Origin of the sequence: Pseudovibrio sp. Ad26 (assembly GCF_001623285.1) — a bacterium.
In the GTDB taxonomy this organism is placed as follows: Bacteria; Pseudomonadota; Alphaproteobacteria; order Rhizobiales; family Stappiaceae; genus Pseudovibrio; species Pseudovibrio ascidiaceicola.
In genome coordinates this window covers 279,826-301,845 of sequence record NZ_LMCE01000047.1, presented here as the reverse complement: position 1 = coordinate 301,845, position 22,020 = coordinate 279,826, and the positions used below count along the sequence as shown (strand labels likewise).

Sequence of the window (22,020 nt, the reverse complement as noted above, 5' to 3'; positions counted from 1 at the left end):
CATACTTATTCTTGTTCAGTTATAGATGTAGAGGTGGAAACCACCGTAGATGGAGGAGCGGTCCAGCTTGTTGAGGCGTGCACTTTCAGCCGCTTCATAGGTCCACTGCCCCAGTATTTCGTTATTGATCCGCCCCGGCAGAATGCTTGGCTCGCCAGCCGTTCTGAAGATGACGCGCGCTCCTTGTCGTGCCGTTCGGGATATTCCTGCCCATAGATCGTTCAGTTGCCTGTCTGTCATCCAGTCCTGCGCATCCAGCAGGACGTAGGCATCAAGGCTGTTTGCATCCTGATTATCCAGATGCTCTGTGAAAGACCGATTAACAACGCGCACATGAGAGGCTCTTTTCCGAATTTCCGGGAAGTGTTGCGGTTTCAGATAGGGCGGCAAAGGGCCGGAAAGACCGGTTCCGCTTTGCATCTGTGATGGCGCGTATCCGCGAGTGAAAGCTTGCCAGGCGAAGTAGTTGTCTTCCATTGGAAAGTCGCAGGCCAGCTTTTCAAGGCGCTGTTTGAGAACGCCTGCCATGTTGCCACCGCCTTCTGCGGCAAGACTCTCATATTGCGCAGGAGGGATGCCGAGGCCGTAGAGCGACATCTTTTTAGAGGTCGCCCAGCGGATCAGGCGTTTATCAAAGAGCGGCGCCAGAACCTTGTCGAAGTATGACTGCTGTTCGTTCAGATCACGCGCTTCAGCTATTTTGCGCAGGTCAACGCCGTAGATTTTCGCAATGAAGTGACCAAGACCGATGAAGTAGCCAAGCATGCCGTGGTGGTAGAGGTCTCGTGAGAACAGGGTGATGCGCTTGCGGCCCCACGCCGTCATGTCTCGCCCTTCCCAGTAGGCCATGGTTTCAGGATCAATAGCGGGCTTCAGATACTTCTCATAGGCGGCAATATTGGCTTTTTCATCAGCCTCACCGAAGAACCGATAGAACGTCTCATAATCGGGGAACTCTTCCAGCGCGGTCAATTTCAGGCGGTTCAAAGCCACATGCGCGCGGTTGAGGTCGACTGCCGTAATCTCCTGCGGGTTTGCGGTGAGATAAGACATGACATTGCAGCCACCGGAGGCGATTGTCACCATTTTGGAATCTGGCTTGAGTTGCAGTGCCTGCATATCCACCTCTGGATCCTCCCAGATCTGCGGATAAACCAGCCCCTTAAATGCAAAGGTGAACAGGCGCTCCAGCACGCCTTCCATGGAGATCAGTTTTGAACGATGTACTGCACGATCCAAACGTTTCTTTGACTGCCTGATAGTTGATGTCACGTGCATCTCCAGAATCAAGAACTGAAATCAATCGAGAGAAAGAGTTAGTTCACGCACACGACAGTTTTGCGACGTCGAAACATCGATGTTATTTGCAGAATGACCTCAGAAAAGCGGTAATACTGGATTGTGCTGGTAAACAACTCAATGCACTTCCATTTCTATTTACCTGCCTCATCTTTCGTAATTTTTGATCCCCTCAGAGGCGATAAAATGCGTGTGTGGTGTTCCAGCTTCACCCACAGAAACTATTCTTTTTCCGTGGTGTGCGCATAGCTGATGGGTTATGAAACACTCTTGTTGTTTTATTCATTGGAAGGACGGACCCATGGCATCACAACGTACCATTCTCACTTCGCGTCGGCTCGTGAAGGTTTTTGGCGAAGATGCCAAGGAGTTTCTGCAAAATCTCGTCAGCTGTGACATTAGCGAGATTGATGCGACATCCAGCAGTTTCGGCGCCCTTCTCACACCTCAGGGCAAGATCCTCTGGGACTTCATTGTGTTTGCAGATGAAAGCACGGGTGGTTTCCTGATTGATGTGAGCACTGATGAACTCGATGCGTTTGCCAAGCGTCTTGGCTTCTACAAGCTTCGCGCCAAGGTGATTGTGGAACCTGCTGATGAGACCATGCATGTGATCGCAGACTGGGGAGATGATTTGCCAGCGGATAAACCGCGCGATCCTCGCCATGCTGACATGGGTGTTCGTTATGTTTCCTCTGGCGAAGCTGCAGAGACTGCCTCAGAAGCTGACTATCATGCGCACCGCATCCAACTTGGCATTCCGCAGAGTGGGCTGGACTTTCAGCTGGCAGACGTGTTTCCGCATGATACGGACATGGACAGTCTCAATGGTGTGGCGTTCTCCAAAGGCTGTTTTATCGGGCAGGAAGTTGTTTCCCGCATGAAGCACCGCGGAACCGCCCGCAAGCGCATCATCAAAGTTTCCGCTGAAAGTGCTCTTCCTGCCGCTGGAAGTGATGTTTTGGTTGGAGAGAAGAGCGTTGGAACATTGGGGTCTTCGCAGGATAGCGATGGGCTCGCCCTGCTGAGACTGGACCGTGTGAAAACTGCGATGGATGCAGGTGTGTCGCTGACATGTGATGGTGTTGTCCTCACCCCTTCCATTCAAGAATGGGCAAGTTTCAACTGGCCTTCATCTGATTAAGAGATACAGCTAAAGCAGTTCGCATTTAAGCTGGAACACATGGACTGCTTTAGCCTTTGTTTTGCGTATCTTTATCCGAAAACCGGTTTCCACTTTTCGGAAATACACTGTAGACACCACCTTAACCTTGACGACTGGCTTGATTGACTAATGTGTGCAGAGCTTTCCTCATCTTCCCCCCGTGCCTGGCAGCGGATGCTTTCTGGCAGACGACTTAATCTTCTTGATCCGTCTCCGTTGGATGTGGAACTCTCTGATATAGCGCACGGCCTTGCGCGCGTTGCACGGTGGAATGGGCAAACAATTGGAGATCATGCGTTCTCTGTTGCCCAGCACTGCGTGGTGGTGGAAGAGATTGCGCTGATGCTCAAGCCTGATCTTGATATTCAATGGCGTATGGCAATCTTGCTGCACGACGCGCCTGAGTATGTGATCGGGGATATGATCTCCCCTTTCAAGAACGTGATGGGTGGCACCTACAAGGCCGTTGAAGAGCGGCTGCACCATGCCATTCACAGAGCATTTAATCTGCCCCCCGACTTGCCAGTCAGCATTGCCAAGCTTGCCAAGAAGGCTGACATTATCAGCGCCTATCTGGAAGCAATCCATTTGGCGGGCTTTAGCAAGGAAGAAGCTGACAAGATTTTCGGAAAGCCTGCAAAGGTTACAGCGGAACAACTTGACGCTTTGGCAATAAGCATTGAGCCGCTGCCAACCAAGGATGCGCAAGAGGTCTTTCTGGCCCGGTTTGCTGAGCTTGATGACGCTCGCAAGAAAGCTGGAGGCCGCTGATGCTGCATGTCTGTCCACTTTCCAAGCTGGAAGACACGTTGACCTCAGCAAGGCCGAGCCATGTGCTCTCTCTCGTTTCTCCGGGAACAGAGGTGATCTTGCCTGCCGAGACAAAGCCTGCTCACCATCTGGTGCTGGAATTCAACGACATTACTGAGGCACGTGAAGGTCTGCTTGCCCCCGATGCGACGCATGTGAAGCAATTGCTGGATTTTTCCCGTGATGCTGCACGCAACGGCTCATTGCTGGTGCATTGCTGGGCCGGTGTCAGCCGGTCTACAGCTGCTGCCTACATCATTGCCTGTGCGATTATGCCGGATACAGATGAACGTGCGCTGGCCCAACATTTGCGCAAGGTTTCTCCTGTAGCCACACCCAACCCGCTGCTTATCTCTTTGGCAGACACTCTTTTGCAGCGAGATGGGCGCATGATACAATCAATCATCGAGCTTGGTCGTGGTGCAGAGACTTTTGAGGGCAACCTGTTCTCGCTTGATCCTGCCGCACTTGTTGAACTGGCATGACGGATACGGAGCAAACATTGATGAGCAATGCAGTGGAAACAGGAAATGCAGCCCAACGCGGTGCTGACATGGAGCCTGTCCAGCTTGGCATTGGTCTGAGTGCTGTCATTGTTTCCGTAAAAGACAAAGTGCCCTTTGTGCTGACTGTGCCGCAAAAAGTGCCTGACGAGTTGTCTGGCCTGCCCTCCGGCCCGTTTGACCCACGCGTGCACCGCACCTTTGAACTGGGTTTGCGTGCGTTTGTTGAAGAACAGACTGCCCTTCATATTGGCCATGTGGAACAGCTTTACACCTTTGGTGACCGCGACAGGTATTCTCTGGCGCGGATTGGTGAGCCGCATATGGTTTCTGTTGGCTATCTGGCGTTGACGCGTCAGACACCAGAATCTGAACGGCTGCTTGCCAGACAAGGTGCTCGCTGGCGTCCCTGGTATGACTTTTTTCCCTGGGAAGACTGGCGTGGCGGTCAGCCGAAGATGCTGGAAGAGATTATTCATCCCAGCATGGAGACCTTCAGCAAGGCCCCGGACGATGATGCCAAGACCTACCATGAGCTGAGCCGGAAAGATCGTTACCAGCTCGCCTTTGGTGTGGGCTCTCTGAAATGGGATGAGGAACGCGTTCTGGACCGTTACGAGTTGCTTTATGGCTCTGGTCTTATGCGTGAGGCCTTACGCGATAAACAGCCAACTGCACTAGAACGCAGCACCTTGCCAGACCTTGGCGAGGGCCTCGCCCATGATCACCGCCGTATTCTGGCAACAGCTCTCTCCCGACTGCGGGCAAAACTGAAGTATCGGCCCGTTGTTTTCGAATTGATGCCACCTGAGTTTACCCTGACCGATCTACAGCAGACGGTGGAGGCTATTTCTGGTCGTCATATTCATAAGCAGAATTTCCGCCGTCTGGTGGAAACAGGACAGCTGGTTGAACAGACAGGTAGAACCTCAACCGCGACGGGCGGACGTCCAGCGGCCCTTTACCGGTTCAGAAGAGACATTTTAAAGGAGCGTCCTGCCCCGGGATTGCGCGTTAGCTTGCTCTGATTCACATTTTCGCCTTAAGTGACGTTAGGTTATCTACAATTTTTTTGAGTTTTTTCTCGGCAAAAATTCATAGGAAAAACGGAGTTGTGGATTTAACAGGGAGCCTTATGGTTAATCTTGTTAAGATTTTGATTGTGTTGATATCCCAGAGCCGCACCAAGATATCACAGGTGTCATTTCCTGCATGACGCCTTTTGTTTCCTATGATTTTTGGCCAACTGAAAAATCCACCCAGACATGAAATAGCCCTAGTTTTTTGGTGAGTACCGTCCCTGCATATTAACCATATGCTGACTGTCAGCGGCGTGAACTGTGGCAGAATAACTGGGGTTTTGGCGGGCTTAACTTTATATCAAGGTTAAAAGCGAAAAATGCACTCATCCGGAAAATTGACGGGTGGGAGTGTTTTATCGGGCTTCTTCATCCTGTCGATCTCAGAGTTTGGGGTTCCCTTTTGAGGGACTGAGAGACGCTGAGTTTTGGGGCGTTGATTTGGAGTAGATTGCGTATGTCGGGCCATGGGATGAAGAAGAATGCAGGACGCCGTGCTGTCCTCATGTACTTTAAGTACCCTATTCTAGCTGCAGGGCTTGCAGTTGGAACCTTTGCTGCGTCTCCAGTTGCGTTGCAGGATATTCCGGCGCTTACCGGAAACCTCGACGAGGAAATGCCGCGCTGGATGCAATCTGTCTCCGCGCGAGACAGCCAGAAATTCGCAAAGTACTTCGTACCTCCTGAGAAGAAAGCTCCACAACGCCATGCGGTGAACCGCACCGGCAAGAGTGACATGCTCGTCACTACTCTGCCGAGCCGTGTTGTGGCCTTCATCCAGAATGCAGGCAAACCGAAGAGCTCCGACCGATTTGTTTCACAGCTGCCGCAAATGGCTTTCAACGGCCATTACGGCGGAGATGCGCTAGCTGGACTTGCCGACAACAATGGGCAGACCGACACTTCGCCACTTGGCAAGGCAGCGCGCCGTGCAGCACTGGCAGCTCGCAAACAGATTGCGCAGAAGACAGTTAAGCCAGCGACGCTTTCCATCGCCAAGCAAAACGAAATTGCTTTGGCAACCGCCTATGCTCCAGCAACACCGCAGACCAACAAAGCACCGTTTGATGCGCTGCTGAGCAAGCCTAAAGTTTCGATTACGCCTTCCGGCAAGCCAACTCTTTCCGACAAGGAGCTGGCCTCTACTTCAGAGACCAATCCGCACTGGTGGTACATGCGCCAGTTGCCAAGTTCTGTGAAGAAATCCAAGAAGGAAATGCGCTGTCTGGCTGAGGCGATCTATTTTGAGGCGCGCAGTGAACCACGTGACGGGCAGATAGCCGTTGCGCAGGTTGTTCTCAACCGTCTGAAGAACCCGGCTTACCCGAACACGGTGTGTGGTGTGGTTTATCAGAACAAGGGCATGAAGAACGCCTGCCAGTTCTCCTTTGCGTGTGATGGTATTCCTGAGCGTGTGACTGAGGCTGGTCCATGGGCCAAAGCGAAGAAGATCGCGCAGCAAATCGTAAAGGGTGAAGTGAGCATTCCGGCTGTTGATGCCTCCACTCATTACCATGCAACTTATGTTCACCCGAACTGGGCACCGACCATGCAGCGTAAGAAGCGTATTGGTAAGCACATCTTCTACAAGACCTATCGAGGTGGCTGGAGCTAATCCACGACCTCGTATGTGAGAGAATTTTGGTGGCCTGACCGCTCCAATATTTACCCCCGCACCAGCGATTGGCTGATGCGGGGTTTCTTTTTGTCTAAATCTGCTTGTTGTGGCGTTATTCGACTTCCACGATTGTGCGTCCGCGCACCTGCCCTTTTAGAAGCTTGGCGGCACGTTCTTCGACATCTGCCAGTTTGATGATCTCTGACAGGGTGTCCAGCTTGGCAAGGTCAAGATCTTGCACAAGACGGCGATAAGCCTGTTCGCGAAGAGCCATAGGCGCCATAACAGAATCCACGCCGAGCAGAGCTACACCGCGCAGGATAAACGGCATGACGGATGCTGGAAGATCCATGCCTTGTGCCAGACCACACGCTGCGACAGCACCGCCGTAGTTGGTCTGTGCCAGCAGGTTTGCGAGTGTATGACTGCCCGCAACATCAACCGCGCCAGCCCAACGTTCTTTGCCAAGTGGCTTGCCTTTTTCGACCAGCTCAGCCCGATCGAGCACTTCTGTTGCGCCGAGGCCTTTGAGAAAGTCAGCTTCCTCGGTGCGCCCTGTGAAGGCGATGGTCTCAAAGCCGAGTTTGGAGAGCAGGCTGATTGCAACTGATCCAACACCGCCGGATGCACCAGAGACCGCGATCGGACCGTGATCCGGTGTCAGGCCGTATTTCTCCAGCGCCATCACACAGAGCATGGCTGTGTAACCTGCGGTGCCAATGGCGGCAGCACGGGCGGCGGAGATTTCTTCCGGGCGATGCAGAAGGCATTCGGACTTCAAGCGGGCGACTTGCGCGTAGGCACCGGTGTGAACTTCACCGACACCGTAGCCGTTGAGGAGAACCTGATCGCCCGGTTTGAAGCGGTCGCTTTCGCTAGTGAGCACTTCGCCAACCACATCGATACCCGGCACCATGGGGAATTTACGGGTGATGCCCGGTGCGCCTGCAAGGGCCATCCCATCCTTGTAGTTGATGGTGGTGTGCGTGACTTTGACTGTCACGTCTCCTGCAGAGAGCTGATCAACACTGACCTTGTTCCATTTGGCAGGCAGTGGCTTGCGGCCGCTTTCATCTGCTTCAATCCAGAGGGCATCAAACTCGCTCATGGCCAATCCTTCTCGCCAATTCATGTTGCATGAAAGCTGGCAGAAGGAGGGCCATAAGGCAAGAAAATAACGCTAGGCAATATTCCGGTGTAACACACTGACAAACCTAGCTAGTTCACCCAATAGGCGTCTTACGCAGGCTTAGCGACCAGACGCCCTGCTGTGGCAGACTGTTCACGGATTGGCCAGTGCACGATGGCTGCGAAAATGCCAAGTGCGATTCCGAGCCACCAGATGGCATCGTAGTTGCCGCTGCGCTCATAGAGCACACCGCCCAGATACACTCCCAGGAAGGACCCGATCTGGTGAGAGAAGAACACGATGCCGAACAGCGTTCCCATGTAACGCGGACCGAACATCACAGCGACCAGCCCTGATGTTGGTGGCACGGTGGAGAGCCACAGGATGCCCATGGTGGCCGCGAAGATCAGTGTCGACATCTCTGAGATTGGCAGTGTGATGTAGAGCGTGATGGCAATGGCGCGGGCCAGATAGATGAAGGAGAGCAGGTACTGTTTCGGCACGCGAGACCCCAACACACCGGAGGACATGGACCCAACAATGTTGAACAGGCCGATCAAAGCCAGCGCCCATGCACCGACGGAGACATCAAAGCCCTGATCCACAATGAAGGTCGGCATGTGCACGGTGATGAAAGCCACGTGGAAGCCGCAGACGAAAAAGCCGAAGACCAGCAGGATGTAATCTCTAGTTTTGAAGGCCAGACCCAATGTCTGAGACAAGGTCATGTTGTCCTGTGGGTTGGCAGAACTGCCTGCTGATGGAGCTGCGGAACGGCCACGCAGGATGTACGCGAACAGGGGGACGATGGCGACGACAGCAGCCATGTAAATCAGTGCACTGGACCAGCCAAAGCTTTCGATCAAGCCAAGGCCCAATGGAGCAAAGAGGAACTGGCCGAAGGAGCTGGCAGCTGTGCCCATGCCAAAGGCGATGCCGTGGTATTTGGGCTGAACAGACCGGGCGAAGGCGGCCAGAACGAGTGAGAAAGACGTGAAGGCGACGCCCAAGCCGATCAAGACACCTGCAGAGATCTGCAATAGGAGCGGTGTTCCTGACAGGCTCATAAGGTAGAGACCAGCAGCATAGATGATTGCACCCAATACTAGCGTTCTTCCGGTGCCGTATTTATCTGCCATCATGCCAGCGAAAGGCTGTGCCATGCCCCAAACAAGGTTTTGAAGTGCCAGCGCAAAAGCAAACACATCCCTGCCCCAGCCAAATTCTGAGGACATAGGCGTCAGGAACAAGCCCAGGGTCGCCCGTGGCCCAAACGAGAGAATGCCGATTATACATCCGCTGATAATAATGAGCGGGACGTTAGGGCCGCGCCGGACAGAGGATTGGTTCTCGACCTGGGTCGCTTGAGACATGCAATTTCCTTTCCTGCATCCGGCAGAGAGTTTCGACCAGACGCTGGACCAATGGTGTCAGTTTTTCGCTGAGCAGCGGGGAGTAATCAGGTTTAATCTAATTTTCCGTTCTGCAATAATTGAAATTACTTAGGTCATCCATCAGTAATTGGAATGAGTTTTTATCCTTAAGGCATTTTGCTTGAATGCAACCGCAGAGTTAGACACCTTCATATGTGAGAATACTAATATATTTCAAATTGCTAGCGAAACCCGCAGTGACGCTTGACTTTGATTTGGGTCCTGACCTAATTCCCCCATCTACATTTAGGGGCCGACCATGACCTACTCATTTTCTTTCGGAAAAACACTCGCAGCAGGCCTGCTTGCCTTTGCTGTAAGCGCACCTTTGGCAGCCTCTGCACAGGATGATGTGCAGAGCCAGACTGAGCTGACTGCACGCGTTGAAAAGCATGCACCTGCCAAAGAGCTTTACATCAAGGACCGCCCAATCCTCGGCTGGAAGATTACTGGCGACACACTGGCAGACCTGCCAGAAGCGATCCGTGGCCCTTTGGGTTCTGTGGATTCCACCAGTTACGATGATGCTTACATCGCCAAGAATGTAGGTTCTGTGGTTGCATTGCAGATGAGCAAGACCGGCCCTGATTTTTACGTGATTGGTAAAGAGACGTTCACCTCCAAATATGAGATGGTTGGTCTGGTAGACGTCGCTGCCAAAAACACTCGCCTTGTAAAGCGTCTGGATATGGCTCCAGAAGTTCTTGCGTTGTTTAATGCAAAAGACGCTGGCCTGACTGGTGCATTGAAGACCGTTCCTGTTGAGATGGTTCGCATGTCTGCCATCGGTTATGCCCCAGCTGCTGAAGTGATCATTCAATCTCCATGGGGCACACAGACCAAGCCTGCTGATCAGGATGGTTTCCTCGTGTTCGACAGCGGTGAGAACCAGTACTACATGGTCAATCAGGGCGCTGATGGTAACCCATCCAGCTACGTCCCAGCCAAGTAAGAGCTCTTTTCTGCTCTCAAGTGATTTGAGCCCGGCATTTTCCCAGATGGGTGGAAATGTCGGGCTTTTCTCATTTGTACCCTGAAATTTAGGAAATTAAGTGATTACTCAGTAAGGCTAAATCGAGCTTAAACGCAGCTATCATATGCATCCGGCAAAAGAATAGGTTGTCGACGCGAGGGAAGAGGTCTATAAAAACTCAAAATGAGCATAAGGGTTGGCATCGGCGTTGTGGCCGTGTTTTTTTATAAACCCTTTATACTCACATTGAGTATAATCCGGTTTCTGACCGGCAGAATAGGGGATAGCGCATGTCCGCCACGACTACAGTCGCTGAAACAGGCAGCCTTGCTGTCAACGACATTACTGCCGGCATTGATGGTGCTGCTGTTCGAGCTGGTGCACCAGCGCCTAAACAGTATGCCCCTTTGGAGCGTCCAGACCTTGCCTACACGCCTGAGGTCGCAGAAGCGACAGCAGAAGCCTATGAGAAGGTAAAGGACTTCATTCCTGCGATTGAATGGGCTGCTCTTGCTCCGTTGATTTTTGCGATCAACAAGGTGAAGAAAGAGCGTGACGCCGTTATTCTGGCGCACAATTATATGACCCCGGATATCTTCCACGGTGTGGCTGATATTGTTGGCGACAGCCTGCAGCTGGCGAAAGAAGCTGCGAAGACTGAATCTCAGGTTATCGTTCAGTGCGGTGTGCACTTCATGGCTGAGACCTCCAAAATCCTGTCTCCGGAAAAGACCGTTTTGATCCCGGATATGGATGCAGGTTGCTCCCTTGCAGAATCCATCACAGGTGCGGATGTACGAAAGCTGCGCGAAGCCAATCCGGGCGTTCCGATCATCACTTATGTAAACACCTCCGCCGATGTGAAGGCTGAGTGCGATATTTGCTGCACCTCTTCCAATGCGGTTCAGGTTGTTGAAGCCATGGGCACTGACAAGGTGCTGCTGATCCCTGATCAGTACCTTGCAGCCAACGTGAACAACCAGACTGATGTTGATGTGTTGACCTATGCCGGTTCATGCGAAGTGCATGAGCGCTTTACGGCGGAAGAGCTGCGCGACTACCGTGCCATTGACCCTGATGTGAAGATCATTGCGCACCCTGAGTGCCCGCCGGAAGTTGTTGCAGAAGCTGACTTTGCTGGTTCAACCTCTCATATGATCGACTGGGTGAAGGACAACAGCCCTGAGAAGGTGATGATGATCACCGAGTGCTCCATGGCGGACAATGTTGCCTCCTCCACACCTGGTGTGAACTACATTCGCCCCTGCAACCTGTGCCCACACATGAAGCGCATCACCCTCACCAAAATTCTGGACTGTTTACTCGATATGTCTGGTGAAGTGATTGTTGATGAAAGTGTGGCGGATCGCGCTCGTGCCTCCGTAGAACGCATGATCAACTTGAAGAACTAGAGGCTTTCGTGTAGCTGGCATATTGAAAAGTCTTCAGTGCACCCTGCTGCCTTTAACGACAGCGGGCCTTTTAGATCAGGTCCCCATAGTCTGGAATAATCTCTGCAATGTCTCAGTTCGGTTCTTCTCTCGCCCCTGCTGTTGCCCTGAACGGCGTGGATGATGTTGTTATCTTAGGTGGTGGCCTTGCTGGCCTGTTTTGCGCGCTCAAGCTTGCGCCGCGGCCAGTGACCATTGTGACCAACGCGCCGATTGGCGGTGGCACCTCTTCTGCATGGGCACAAGGCGGCATTGCTGCTGCTGTGGCCGAGGGTGATCACCACTCCGCCCATACGCAGGATACGCTGACAGCTGGTGACGGCATTTGCGACGAAGCCATTGTTGAAGGCATGACCCGTGAAGCGTCTGACCGCATTCACGATCTGCTGGGTTATGGCGTGCCCTTTGACAAAGACCTTGCTGGCAAGCTGGCCCTTTCCCGCGAAGCTGCCCACTCCAGCCACCGTGTGGTGCGTGTGCGTGGTGACATGGCTGGTGAAGCCATTATGAAGGCGCTTGTTGATGCGGCCTATAAGACGCCGTCTATCCGCATCATTGAAGGATACATTGGTTGTCAGCTGATCGCAGAAGGTCGTTATGTTACCGGCATAACGGCTCGTCGTCGTGGTGGGACGCAGCGCATTACCATTCCTGCGAAAGCTGTTGTGCTGGCCTCCGGTGGTGTTGGCCATCTTTACTCAACAACCACCAATCCGGGTGAAGCCAACGGACATGGCCTTGCGATGGCTGCCCGTGCAGGTGCGCTGGTTTCTGATGCCGAGTTTGTTCAGTTCCACCCAACAGCTCTCAATGTTGAGCAGGACCCTGCCCCGCTTGCAAGTGAAGCGATCCGCGGTGATGGTGCGATCCTCATCAACAATGACGGTCACCGCTTTATGGGTGGCATCCATCCTGATCTCGAACTTGCACCTCGTGATATTGTTGCGCGCGCGATCCATACAGAACTTGCGGCTGGCCGTGGTGCTTTCCTTGATTGCCGCGAGGCCATTGGGGCAAGCTTCCCTGAGCACTTTACCCGCGTTTATGCAGCCTGCGAAAAGGCTGGTATTGATCCGATCAATGGTCTGATCCCTGTTGCTCCGGCGGCGCACTATCACATGGGTGGTGTGCTGACCGATGCCTCTGGACGGACCTCTGTCGACAACCTTTGGGCGGCAGGTGAAGTTGCAGCGACGGGGGCCCATGGTGCCAATCGTCTGGCATCCAACTCTTTGCTTGAAGCTGTTGTGTTTGCAGGTCGCATTGCAGAAGACATTCAGGCCCTCATGCCGCATCACCGGGTGCATCATTGGGCTGAAATCGATGATGTTGATGATCAGGCCTCCACACGCAATCCGCAGGAACGTGCCGTTGTTTCCATGGTTCGTTCTGCTATGTCCCGCCATGTTGGTGTGGTTCGTGATGCAGAAGGGCTGACAAGGACGCTTGCACGATTGCAGAACGCTGAGACGCTGTGCCGCCGCGACTCCATTCTCAACATGGTGATTGCAGCCAAGCTGATTACAGGGTCTGCTCTGCTTCGCGAAGAAAGCCGTGGCGGTCATTTCCGTTCTGACTTCCCGCAGAAGGCGGAGGCTGCCAAGCGCTCCTTTGTGAAGCTTGCACAAATTGAGAAGCTGGCAAACGAGGCTGCTGCCAGCGATGTTGGCCAGCAGGCTGTTGAAGAGGAAGATATGCTATGAGCCGCCCGTCTTCATTGCCTGAGCTTTCGTTGATCATGGTCGACGATGCTGTCAAAGCTGCCCTGCTTGAGGACTTTGGCCGCGCAGGTGACATCACCTCGCAAGCGACCATTCCGGCTGATGCTGTTGCAACGGGTGTGATTGCGGCTCGTAAGGATGGCGTGCTGGCTGGCATTGATCTGGCTCTATCCGCATTTCGTCAGGTTGATCCTACTCTCGATGTTATCGTGCTGGCGCAGGACGGGGATAAGTTGGAGCCGGGTACCATTATCGCCCGCATTCACGGTCCCGCTCGTGCACTGCTGGAGGCGGAGCGTGTGGCCCTGAACTTTTTGAGCCACCTTTCAGGCATTGCGAGCGCTACGAACGCATTTCAACGCAAAATTTCACATACCAACGCAAAAGTGGTTTGCACCCGAAAAACGACTCCAGGACTGCGTAGTTTCGAGAAGTATGCGGTGCGCTGTGGCGGCGGTATGAACCACCGGTTTGGTCTGGATGATGCGATCCTGATTAAGGACAACCACATCGCCGTTGCCGGTGGAGTTGTCCCCGCGATTGAGAGTGCCCGTGCCTTTGCCGGACACCTTGTGCGCATTGAGGTTGAGGTGGATACACTCGATCAGCTGAAGGAAGCCCTCACAGCCAAACCTGATGTGGTGATGCTGGACAATATGGGGCCTGAGCTTCTGGCGCAGGCGGTTGAGATCAACAAGGGGCAAGCCGTACTGGAAGCGTCTGGCACGATTACGCTTTCGACCATTCAGGCGATTGCCGAAGCTGGCGTTGATATCATCTCATCCGGCTGGATCACGCACTCAGCTCCTATTCTGGATCTGGGGCTCGATATTGAGATCGACTAGACGTTAGAGCGTTTGGCCTCTACAAAGTCAACTGCTCACTAGAGGCCCAACGTTTGCGATAAAAAACCGACCAAACAAGATTATTGCTGCGCATATTGCGAGATTAACTGCAGCTTTATTGGTGGCAGTATTCTTAATATTCATTTGACAGCAAATCTTATCCGTAAAAAACTGAAGAAAATTATATAACTTATTATCTTCTTCTTTCCTTTTAGAAATATTCTGAATATTCGCACCAAATGAGCACATAAAATAAAAGAATATAACCATTAAAATGCTTACTACATAGAGGACAATGTAATTCATAATTTCTCTGCTTTGCTCTAGGCATTCTCACATCAGCGACAAAAGAAAAGGTACTTCTTATCAAGAAATATCCATCTTAGTCTCTCTTACGAGCTTAATGCTAATCATCAAGATAGGATTTTCTTCTACCTATTCACCATTAAAAATGGCCCGATCTGATGACCGGGCCTTTTTCTTGTTCTGATTTTATCCAACAGCTTACATGTTTGGATAGTTCGGTCCGCCAGTGCCTTCCGGAACGGTCCAGGTGATGTTGCCGTTCGGGTCTTTGATGTCACAGGTCTTACAGTGAACGCAGTTTTGAGCGTTGATCTGGAAGCGTGGTGGTTCGCCGTTTTCTTCTACCCACTCATACACACCAGCGGGACAATAACGGTTCGACGGACCAGCGTAGACATCGTGCTCGGAAAGCTTCTGCAAAGTCTCGTCGCGCAGCTTCAGATGGATCGGCTGGTCTTCCTCGTGGTTGGTGTTGGAGAGGAAGACAGAGGACAGTTTGTCGAAGGAGATCTTCCCGTCTGGTTTCGGGTAATTGATCTTCTTGCAGTCCTTCGCCGGCTTCAGGCTCGCAGCATCGGTTTTGCCGTGCTTCATGGTGCCGAAGAAGGAGAAGCCCATCAGCTCGTTGGTCCACATGTCGAGACCACCGAAGACCATGCCCAGCAAGCTGCCGAACTTGGTCTGCAATGGTTTTACATTGCGTACCTTCCAGAGATCCTTGCCGATTTCGGAATTGCGCCATGCGCCGTCGAACTGGTCCAGCTCTTCGTGTGCGTCTCCACGGCCCAGCGATTCAACGACCATATCTGCAGCCAGAATACCGGAGAGAACAGCGTTGTGAGAGCCTTTGATGCGCGGAACGTTGACGAAACCAGCGGAACACCCGATGAGAAGACCACCTGGGAAAGAGAGCTTCGGTACGGACTGATATCCCCCTTCGGAGATGGCACGAGCGCCGTACGAAATGCGCTTACCGCCTTCAAAGACGTCCTTCACACCCGCATGAGTTTTGAAACGCTGGAACTCATCAAACGGAGAGATATACGGGTTCTGGTAGTTGAGGTTCACAACAAACCCAACAGCAACCTGATTGTCTTCCAGATGGTAGAGGAAAGACCCGCCCTGGGTTTTACCGTCCAGCGGCCAACCCATGGAGTGCTGAACCAGACCCGGTTTATGCTTGGATGGATCTACTTCCCACAGCTCTTTGATACCAATACCGAATTTCGGATGATCACTGTCGCGATCAAGGTCAAATTTGTCTACCAGCGTCTTTGCAAGCGAGCCACGGACACCTTCGGCGATCAACGTGTACTTGCCGAGCAGCGCCATACCACGCATGTAGCCATCTTTGTGAGATCCATCACGCGCAACACCCATATCACCCGTTGCAACGCCGATCACCTTGCCGGAATCGTCGTAAAGCACTTCAGCTGCTGCAAAGCCTGGATAGATTTCCACGCCGAGCGCTTCTGCTCTTTCTGCAAGCCAGCGACAGACATTGCCCAGAGACACAATGTAATTGCCGTGGTTGTTCATGAGCTTCGGCATCAGGAAGTTTGGCAGACGAAGGGAACCCGCAGGGCCAAGCAGATTGAAATGGTCTGCTGTGACAGGTGTCTTGATCGGAGCACTCTCGTCTTCACGCCAGTCAGGGATCAGGCGATCAATGCCAATTGGATCAATCACGGCACCAGACAGAATATGAGCGCCAACTTCAGAGCCCTTTTCGAGCACGACGACGGAGACTTCCTCTCCCTTCTCCGCAGCCTGCTGCTTAATCCGGATTGCCGCTGATAGACCTGCAGGACCACCACCTACAACCACAACGTCGAATTCCATGGATTCGCGCTCTGCCAGAGTTTCCCCTTCAGACATAGTATTCTCCCTTTACACTTTATCCACTTCATTTCGCGTCAAATGATGTGGCAGCGCATTATTTTCCAGCACCTCAAGTGTCAAAACTTTATTTAGTCTCTGTGTAATTGAGCGGATACTATAGCGCAATGCGTTTTAAGGTGCATTCCGTCAGGTACCCCAGCAAAAAAACTATCTACACCTTAAGGAATTATTGTAATTTCCCCAAGTTAACGTGAACCACTTTACACTGTTCCCCATTGAGTTAGCTCATTCTCGTTTTTCTATTGGACAGTTGCGCTTTCATGATGAATATAGGGCGGACTGGGCTGCCGCCCATCCATGGTGCATTGCAAAAGAGTTATTCCCTTTTGCCTGTGCCGATCTGTGTGCCACAACTAGTAAATGGCTATGTCTGAAGTTCCTGTCGCAAATGCCGCCGAGCTGGAGGCTTATCTGGAGTTTTTAAGCGCTGTCGGCGTCGACTGTGCGTTGGAAGATGCTCCAGTGGACCGCTTTGCGCAAACTCAGAGCCAGATGGAAAAGCAGGTGCAGGCCCGCCCTGCTCCGCAGCAGAACATCGCTCCAGTCAGCTCGTTCAGCGCACCAGAGCCAGCGCCGTCACAGTCCAAAAACCTCAGTATTTCACCTGCTGAAATGGCACGTAACCTGCGCGAGAATGGCGTCTCCGCAGATGCCAAGCAGGAAGCGAAGAAGATTCTGGAGCGGCAGCGTGCTGCCAAGGAAGCGGCTATTACGACGTCTACACCAACTGCGGTGACAGACGCGAATGCTGTTATTCCTAATGCGGAAACAGTTGGTTCGGCCAGAACCGCAGCTGGTTCAGCGCAGTCTCTTGATGAGCTTCGGAAAATCCTTGCAGGGTTTGAGGGCTGTAATCTGCGACTGACAGCAAAGAACCTTGTGTTTGGGGATGGAAGTTCCAAAGCACGCATAATGTTTGTTGGGGAAGCTCCAGGACGCGAAGAGGACATTCAGGGCGTGCCGTTCGTGGGGCGTTCGGGTCATCTGCTGGACCGGATGTTGAAAGCTGCCGGACTTGACCGGTCAATGGTTTACATTGCCAACGTGGTTCCATGGCGTCCACCGGGAAACCGCACCCCTACTCCGCATGAAACGGAAATTTGCCGTCCGTTCATTCAGCGGCAGATTGAGCTGGTTGATCCGGAGATTGTTGTTTTCCTCGGAGCGGCCTCTGCCAAGACACTCAGCGGTGCTCGTGATGGAATTCGCAAGCTGCGCGGGAAATGGCTGAGCTATGGCGGCGAGGGTACTCAGCGCAAGGCGATCGCGACTTATCACCCTGCTTATCTTCTGCGCAGCCCTGCTGAGAAAAGATATGCCTGGCGAGACATGCTCCAGATTCGTGCCGAGCTTGAAACAACCGAGTAATCCCCGCTGTTTTGATTAGGCTCTCTGAGTTCTCAAGGTGTAGATTTGTTATGAGGATCACACTGTTGCGTTTTATTGCGTAAATTGCCATTTCTTTTGGCAAAAGCTCTTCTCTCCTGATGATTGCTGCCTATATTGGATGAAGTTGGTTACCCTAACGACATACAAGTTATCGACGCAAAGGAGAATTTTGAGTTGTTGAACAAGCTGCGCAGCTACCTTCCGGGCAAATTGGGCAAAGTAAGACCTATCGTACCCGTCGTCCGTTTGCATGGTGCTATTGGTGCTGCATCTCCATTGAAATCAGGTTTGAACCTGAGCAGTGTTGAAGACGCGCTAGAAATAGCTTTCAGCTTTAAAGAAGCTCCAGCTGTTGCCTTGTCCATCAACTCACCTGGCGGTTCGCCGGTTCAGTCTCATCTTATCTTCAAACGCATTCGTCAGCTAGCTGATGAAAACAACAAGCAAATTCTTGTTTTCGTGGAAGATGTTGCCGCATCCGGTGGCTACATGATTGCACTGGCTGGTGATGATATCATTGTTGATCCGTCCTCTATCGTTGGATCCATCGGTGTCGTATCTGCCGGTTTTGGCTTTACGGAGCTTCTGGAGAAAACCGGCGTTCAGCGCCGTGTTTATGCCAGCGGAGACAAGAAGGTCACACTGGACCCGTTCTCACCGGAAGTTAAAGAGGACATTGAGCACCTCAAAACATTGCAACACGAAATCCATGAGATGTTCATCGACATGGTGAAGAGTCGCCGCGGTGACGTGTTGAGCGATGACGAAAACCTATTTTCCGGCTTGTTCTGGACTGGAGCCAAAGCGCGTGATCTGGGCCTCGTAGATGGTCTGGGCGATCTTCACTCCACGATCCATGAGCGGTACGGCAAAGAAACCAAAGTGAAATTTGTTGGCACCAAAAAGCGTTTTCTTAGCCGCTTTATTCCCGGTGCGAACCTTCAGGGAGGTCTGAATGAGGCTGTTGGCACATTGCCTGCTGCTACACTTGCAACCCTGGAAGAAAAAAGCCTTTGGGCAAAGTTTGGTCTTTAAGCAATCTCCATAGGATTGCCTAAATTGCCAGAAATAACAATGCTTCACATAAGTGATGGAAGGAAAATGCAGATGACTGAGGTATTAGGAACTGTTGCTTTGATTGCAGGTGGATATGCTCTTTACAAAGCCGTAAAGAAAGAAATTTCCAATATGGCATTCAAGAAACAGCCTGCCTATGCAACTGCTCGCAAGCGTCCGGTTGACCCAGCATATACACGTCTGGTTGAAGATCCGGCCACTGGCAAATACCGCCCTGTAAGCAACTACTAAGAGCCGTGCTCTAGTCTTTGACTGACAGGTGCCCGCATGACGTTTGGTCTGCGGGCCTGGTGCCGACGTAATGTTGCACGTATTCCTTATTTAACAGGAATAGACTGCGCGCTTGCAAACCAGTTTTGCGGATTCCAGTTTGATTTTATTGCCCGCAGATTTCGATCTGCCGGACCTGTATCGTAATTTTCCAGAAAATAGAGATACATGGCATGATCTATGCCGGGTGAGTTCTCCCCATTTACTCCCAAACATGAATCTGGATAGTTGAAGTAACAACCGTCGACGATGTCGTCTGGATCGTTTCGTGGATCAGGAAAACCGCCATATTTGGCGTAAACGTCAGCATACATTTCGTTGATCCAGCCAACATGAGCTTTTTCAAGCTGCTTGTTATCTTGTCCGATTGCCGCGTCATTGTCCCAATAGGTTTGGTATTGCAGTTTCATGATTGAGCTGCGTTGTGCGATTGGCGTTGCTGTGCTGGAGACCTGATTTATAGCACAGCCGTAACTGTCAATCTGACACAGGCTCTGGCTCATATCGCTCAATGGCACTCCATCCGGGACCTTCTGCAGATGTTCATGGAGCGCGGCGACCATGTCGTCAGTGAAGCCTTTCTTCATATAAGCGGATTTGTATTTTCCAAACTGATTTGGGCCGGAACCATTTGTGTTTTGAACACCTTCCAGAAACGTGAAGCAGCGAAGCTGGGCCGTTGCACTCACCGGACTGATAGCCTTTGCAGTGCCGTGCCATGGATGTCCGTTTATGGGCCCCGGCTCGGTTGATAGTCTTGTTATCTCGCCCAGTGTTCTTTTCTGATCCTTGATCCTGTCATTCAGATAGGCCTCATACTCCTGACCTTGAACCCCTAGTGATGGGGCATCAAAATAATAGGATGCGAAAACCATTTTCCCAGCAGCAAGATGGTTCGCATGGAATATGCCAAAGCTGGGCCATTTGGATTTGTCTCCGTCCTGCCCTTCCTGTGAGAACTGGGTGAAGTTGTCCAGTAGTTGCCTGAGGACAGGTTCTGTGATCAGCAGGTTTCCATTTTCATCCTGCCAATCAAATGAAAACGCGGTGGTGTAAAGATATTGCGGTGCTTTCGGAGTGTCCTGGAAATAGTAGCGGGTGATAATGCCGAAGTTTCCTCCGCCACCGCCACAGACCGCCCAAAACAGATCCGGGTGGTTCACGGGAGAGATTTTCTCATAAAATTCAGGCGTTGGAGCCCCTTGAGGCATAATCACCACATCCACTGCAGACAAGTAATCAACCGTCAGTCCAAAAGCGCGGGAAAAGAGACCATACCCTCCCCCAGTGATGTGTCCGCCTAGTCCGACTGAATAGCAGCTGCCCGCTGGAAGTGTGGTATCAAACATGTTGTTGAACATGCGATACATATCCCAGTTTCCAAAGCCCACATCGATGTAATACCCATAGTTTGGATCACTGCCCACACCGCGTAGCCCGGTCAGGTCGATGATGTATTTTGTGCCCGCATTGTAGACAAAGTTTTCGTAGCAATGGCGACCACAGGTGATTTGCAACTCACCTGCTTTTGCTCCTGACGCAATCACCTCTCTCCATGCCGCTGTTACTTCTGCAGCAGAGGCAGGGGCGTATACTCGTTTCAAGTTTGGCGCATACCAGCGGCGGTCAAATCCTTGACGATCACTCAGAACAGGCAGGCGGGACATCACCATCGGTACGCTCTCCGGCTTTTATGCAGACTACAATGACCCCGCCACTAAATAAGCTTTTTCCCGTGCTCAATATCCTTGATATTGTGGGGTACGAGGCTGAGCCGAAGCGCGACTGCGATTACAGCGCTGACCATGAGAAGAGTATTCCGCCTTACTCCCCGTCTTTTTCACAAAATATCTTTGATTTTTCAGGAATGCTTGACCTTCCCTGTTTGACGTGGCACCTGTGCCCCAACTAGGATTTTGCGCCGTTTCGGTGCAGTACATTTTGGATTTTCAGGAAACACTCCCATGTCTAGTGAAGCCGTTCCGGCACATATGCAGCCGACCAAGTCCTTTCAGGGTCTTCTGATGACCCTCCAGAGATTCTGGGCCGATCAGGGCTGCGTTATCGTGCAGCCTTATGACATGGAAGTCGGCGCGGGTACGTCCCATCCCTCAACAACACTGCGTTCGCTTGGGCCTCGTCCATGGAAAGTGGCGTATGTGCAGCCATCACGTCGTCCTACGGATGGTCGCTATGGTGAAAACCCAATGCGCTTGCAGCACTACTATCAGTTTCAGGTTATGCTGAAGCCGTCTCCTGAGAACCTTCAGGAACTGTATCTGGCTTCCCTGCGCGCAATTGGCATCGACACAGACATCCACGACATCCGCTTTGTTGAAGATGATTGGGAAAACCCGACACTGGGCGCATGGGGCCTTGGTTGGGAATGCTGGTGTGACGGCATGGAAGTTTCTCAGTTCACATACTTCCAGCAAGTAGCCGGTTTTGAATGTAAGCCAGTTGCTGGTGAGTTGACTTATGGCCTTGAGCGCATTGCCATGTATGTTCAAGGTGTCGACAATGTTTACGACCTGAACTTCAATGGCCTTGAAGGCGACGAGAAGGTTACTTACGGCGATGTGTTCTTGCAGGCCGAGCAGGAATATTCCCGTCATAACTTCGAGCATTCCGACACTGAAATGCTGTTCCGCCACTTTGCGGATCATGAGCGTGAGTGTAAGCGCCTGCTGGTAGCAAGCGCAGAAGCGATGGAGAAAGCTGGCGATGGCCTGCAGAAGGTTGTTATGCCTGCTTATGACCAAGCGCTTAAATGTTCCCACGTGTTCAACCTGCTTGATGCGCGCGGTGTCATTTCCGTAACCGAGCGGCAGAGCTATATTCTGCGTGTGCGTGAACTTTCCAAAGCTTGTGGTGCAGCCTTCCTGCAGACCGAAGCTGGTGGTGTGGGCTACAAAGGCTAATCCCAGTCAACATGATGAATTCTTAGTGCCGGGGCAGAAATGCCTCGGCATTTTTTGTTGTCACCTCTCTGCCCTACGACTCCTTGAAAGATGCCTGCTGATAATCAATAGGTTTTCAGGACTGCAATC

At 52.1% G+C, this 22,020-nt stretch carries 18 protein-coding genes; 13 read left to right on the top strand and 5 right to left on the bottom strand.

The window, feature by feature from the left end; genetic code table 11:
• Positions 1-15: 15 nt before the first annotated feature.
• A complete protein-coding gene (locus PsAD26_RS07835; RefSeq protein WP_063309937.1) occupies positions 16-1,278 on the bottom strand; it encodes a DUF3419 family protein in 1,263 nt (420 codons plus the stop codon).
• A gap of 322 nt (positions 1,279-1,600) precedes the next feature.
• Between PsAD26_RS07835 and PsAD26_RS07830 the strand changes: the two genes are divergently transcribed.
• From PsAD26_RS07830 to PsAD26_RS07810, 5 genes are all read left to right on the top strand, one after another.
• Entirely contained in the window at positions 1,601-2,443 is an 843-nt protein-coding gene (locus tag PsAD26_RS07830) for a folate-binding protein YgfZ (RefSeq protein ID WP_063309936.1), read from the top strand.
• A gap of 150 nt (positions 2,444-2,593) precedes the next feature.
• On the top strand, positions 2,594-3,235 hold the full coding sequence (locus tag PsAD26_RS07825; RefSeq protein ID WP_063298852.1) for an HD family hydrolase: 642 nt from the start codon (positions 2,594-2,596) through the stop codon (positions 3,233-3,235).
• Positions 3,235-3,759 (top strand): hypothetical protein, encoded by a 525-nt coding sequence (locus PsAD26_RS07820; RefSeq protein ID WP_063309935.1) that lies wholly within the window; start codon positions 3,235-3,237, stop codon positions 3,757-3,759. The genes PsAD26_RS07825 and PsAD26_RS07820 overlap by 1 nt, the downstream gene beginning before the upstream one ends.
• Before the next feature lie 20 nt (positions 3,760-3,779).
• Positions 3,780-4,805 carry an NAD regulator gene (locus PsAD26_RS07815; protein ID WP_084403603.1) on the top strand — a complete coding sequence of 342 codons (1,026 nt, stop codon included), beginning with the start codon at positions 3,780-3,782 and terminating at the stop codon, positions 4,803-4,805.
• Positions 4,806-5,313: 508 nt separating this feature from the next.
• Positions 5,314-6,471, top strand: a complete 1,158-nt coding sequence (locus PsAD26_RS07810) for a cell wall hydrolase (RefSeq protein WP_063309934.1) — start codon at positions 5,314-5,316, stop codon at positions 6,469-6,471.
• Positions 6,472-6,586: 115 nt separating this feature from the next.
• Here the strand turns inward: PsAD26_RS07810 and PsAD26_RS07805 are convergent, their stop codons facing one another.
• Together PsAD26_RS07805 and PsAD26_RS07800 are read right to left on the bottom strand one after the other, a co-directional pair.
• A complete protein-coding gene (locus tag PsAD26_RS07805; protein WP_063309933.1) occupies positions 6,587-7,606 on the bottom strand; it encodes an MDR family oxidoreductase in 1,020 nt (339 codons plus the stop codon).
• 107 nt (positions 7,607-7,713) lie between these two features.
• Positions 7,714-8,976, bottom strand: a complete 1,263-nt coding sequence (locus tag PsAD26_RS07800; protein ID WP_063309932.1) for an MFS transporter — start codon at positions 8,974-8,976, stop codon at positions 7,714-7,716.
• Between the two features lie 319 nt (positions 8,977-9,295).
• Between PsAD26_RS07800 and PsAD26_RS07795 the strand changes: the two genes are divergently transcribed.
• From PsAD26_RS07795 to nadC, 4 genes are all read left to right on the top strand, one after another.
• A complete protein-coding gene (locus PsAD26_RS07795) occupies positions 9,296-9,988 on the top strand; it encodes a hypothetical protein (protein ID WP_063309931.1) in 693 nt (230 codons plus the stop codon).
• Between the two features lie 311 nt (positions 9,989-10,299).
• On the top strand, positions 10,300-11,421 hold the full coding sequence (gene nadA / locus PsAD26_RS07790; RefSeq protein ID WP_063309930.1) for a quinolinate synthase NadA: 1,122 nt from the start codon (positions 10,300-10,302) through the stop codon (positions 11,419-11,421).
• Positions 11,422-11,528: 107 nt separating this feature from the next.
• Positions 11,529-13,163 (top strand): L-aspartate oxidase, encoded by a 1,635-nt coding sequence (locus PsAD26_RS07785; RefSeq protein ID WP_063309929.1) that lies wholly within the window; start codon positions 11,529-11,531, stop codon positions 13,161-13,163.
• A complete protein-coding gene (nadC, locus tag PsAD26_RS07780) occupies positions 13,160-14,026 on the top strand; it encodes a carboxylating nicotinate-nucleotide diphosphorylase (RefSeq protein WP_063309928.1) in 867 nt (288 codons plus the stop codon). Before PsAD26_RS07785 ends, nadC begins: the two co-directional genes overlap by 4 nt.
• 504 nt (positions 14,027-14,530) lie before the next feature.
• Here nadC and PsAD26_RS07770 read toward each other — a convergent pair.
• The gene (locus tag PsAD26_RS07770) at positions 14,531-16,210 is read right to left on the bottom strand and encodes an electron transfer flavoprotein-ubiquinone oxidoreductase (protein WP_063309926.1); all 1,680 of its coding nucleotides are present in this window, start codon (positions 16,208-16,210) and stop codon (positions 14,531-14,533) included.
• A gap of 390 nt (positions 16,211-16,600) precedes the next feature.
• On the opposite strand from PsAD26_RS07770, the gene PsAD26_RS07765 reads away from it, so the two are divergent.
• The 3 genes from PsAD26_RS07765 (at position 16,601) to PsAD26_RS07755 (ending at position 18,931) form a co-directional block, all read left to right on the top strand.
• Positions 16,601-17,602: a uracil-DNA glycosylase gene (locus PsAD26_RS07765; protein ID WP_208985564.1), complete on the top strand. Its 1,002-nt coding sequence runs from the start codon at positions 16,601-16,603 to the stop codon at positions 17,600-17,602.
• A 195-nt stretch (positions 17,603-17,797) separates the two neighbouring features.
• Complete coding sequence (locus PsAD26_RS07760) at positions 17,798-18,658, top strand: S49 family peptidase (protein ID WP_063310082.1); 861 nt, start codon at positions 17,798-17,800, stop codon at positions 18,656-18,658.
• Between the two features lie 72 nt (positions 18,659-18,730).
• Positions 18,731-18,931, top strand: a complete 201-nt coding sequence (locus PsAD26_RS07755; RefSeq protein ID WP_208860103.1) for a hypothetical protein — start codon at positions 18,731-18,733, stop codon at positions 18,929-18,931.
• Between the two features lie 86 nt (positions 18,932-19,017).
• Here PsAD26_RS07755 and PsAD26_RS07750 read toward each other — a convergent pair whose 3' ends face one another.
• Positions 19,018-20,643 carry an FAD-binding protein gene (locus tag PsAD26_RS07750; RefSeq protein ID WP_063309924.1) on the bottom strand — a complete coding sequence of 542 codons (1,626 nt, stop codon included), beginning with the start codon at positions 20,641-20,643 and terminating at the stop codon, positions 19,018-19,020.
• Positions 20,644-20,934: 291 nt separating this feature from the next.
• Here PsAD26_RS07750 and PsAD26_RS07745 point away from each other — a divergent pair, with 291 nt between their 5' ends.
• Positions 20,935-21,891 (top strand): glycine--tRNA ligase subunit alpha, encoded by a 957-nt coding sequence (locus PsAD26_RS07745; RefSeq protein ID WP_063309923.1) that lies wholly within the window; start codon positions 20,935-20,937, stop codon positions 21,889-21,891.
• Positions 21,892-22,020: the final 129 nt, after the last annotated feature.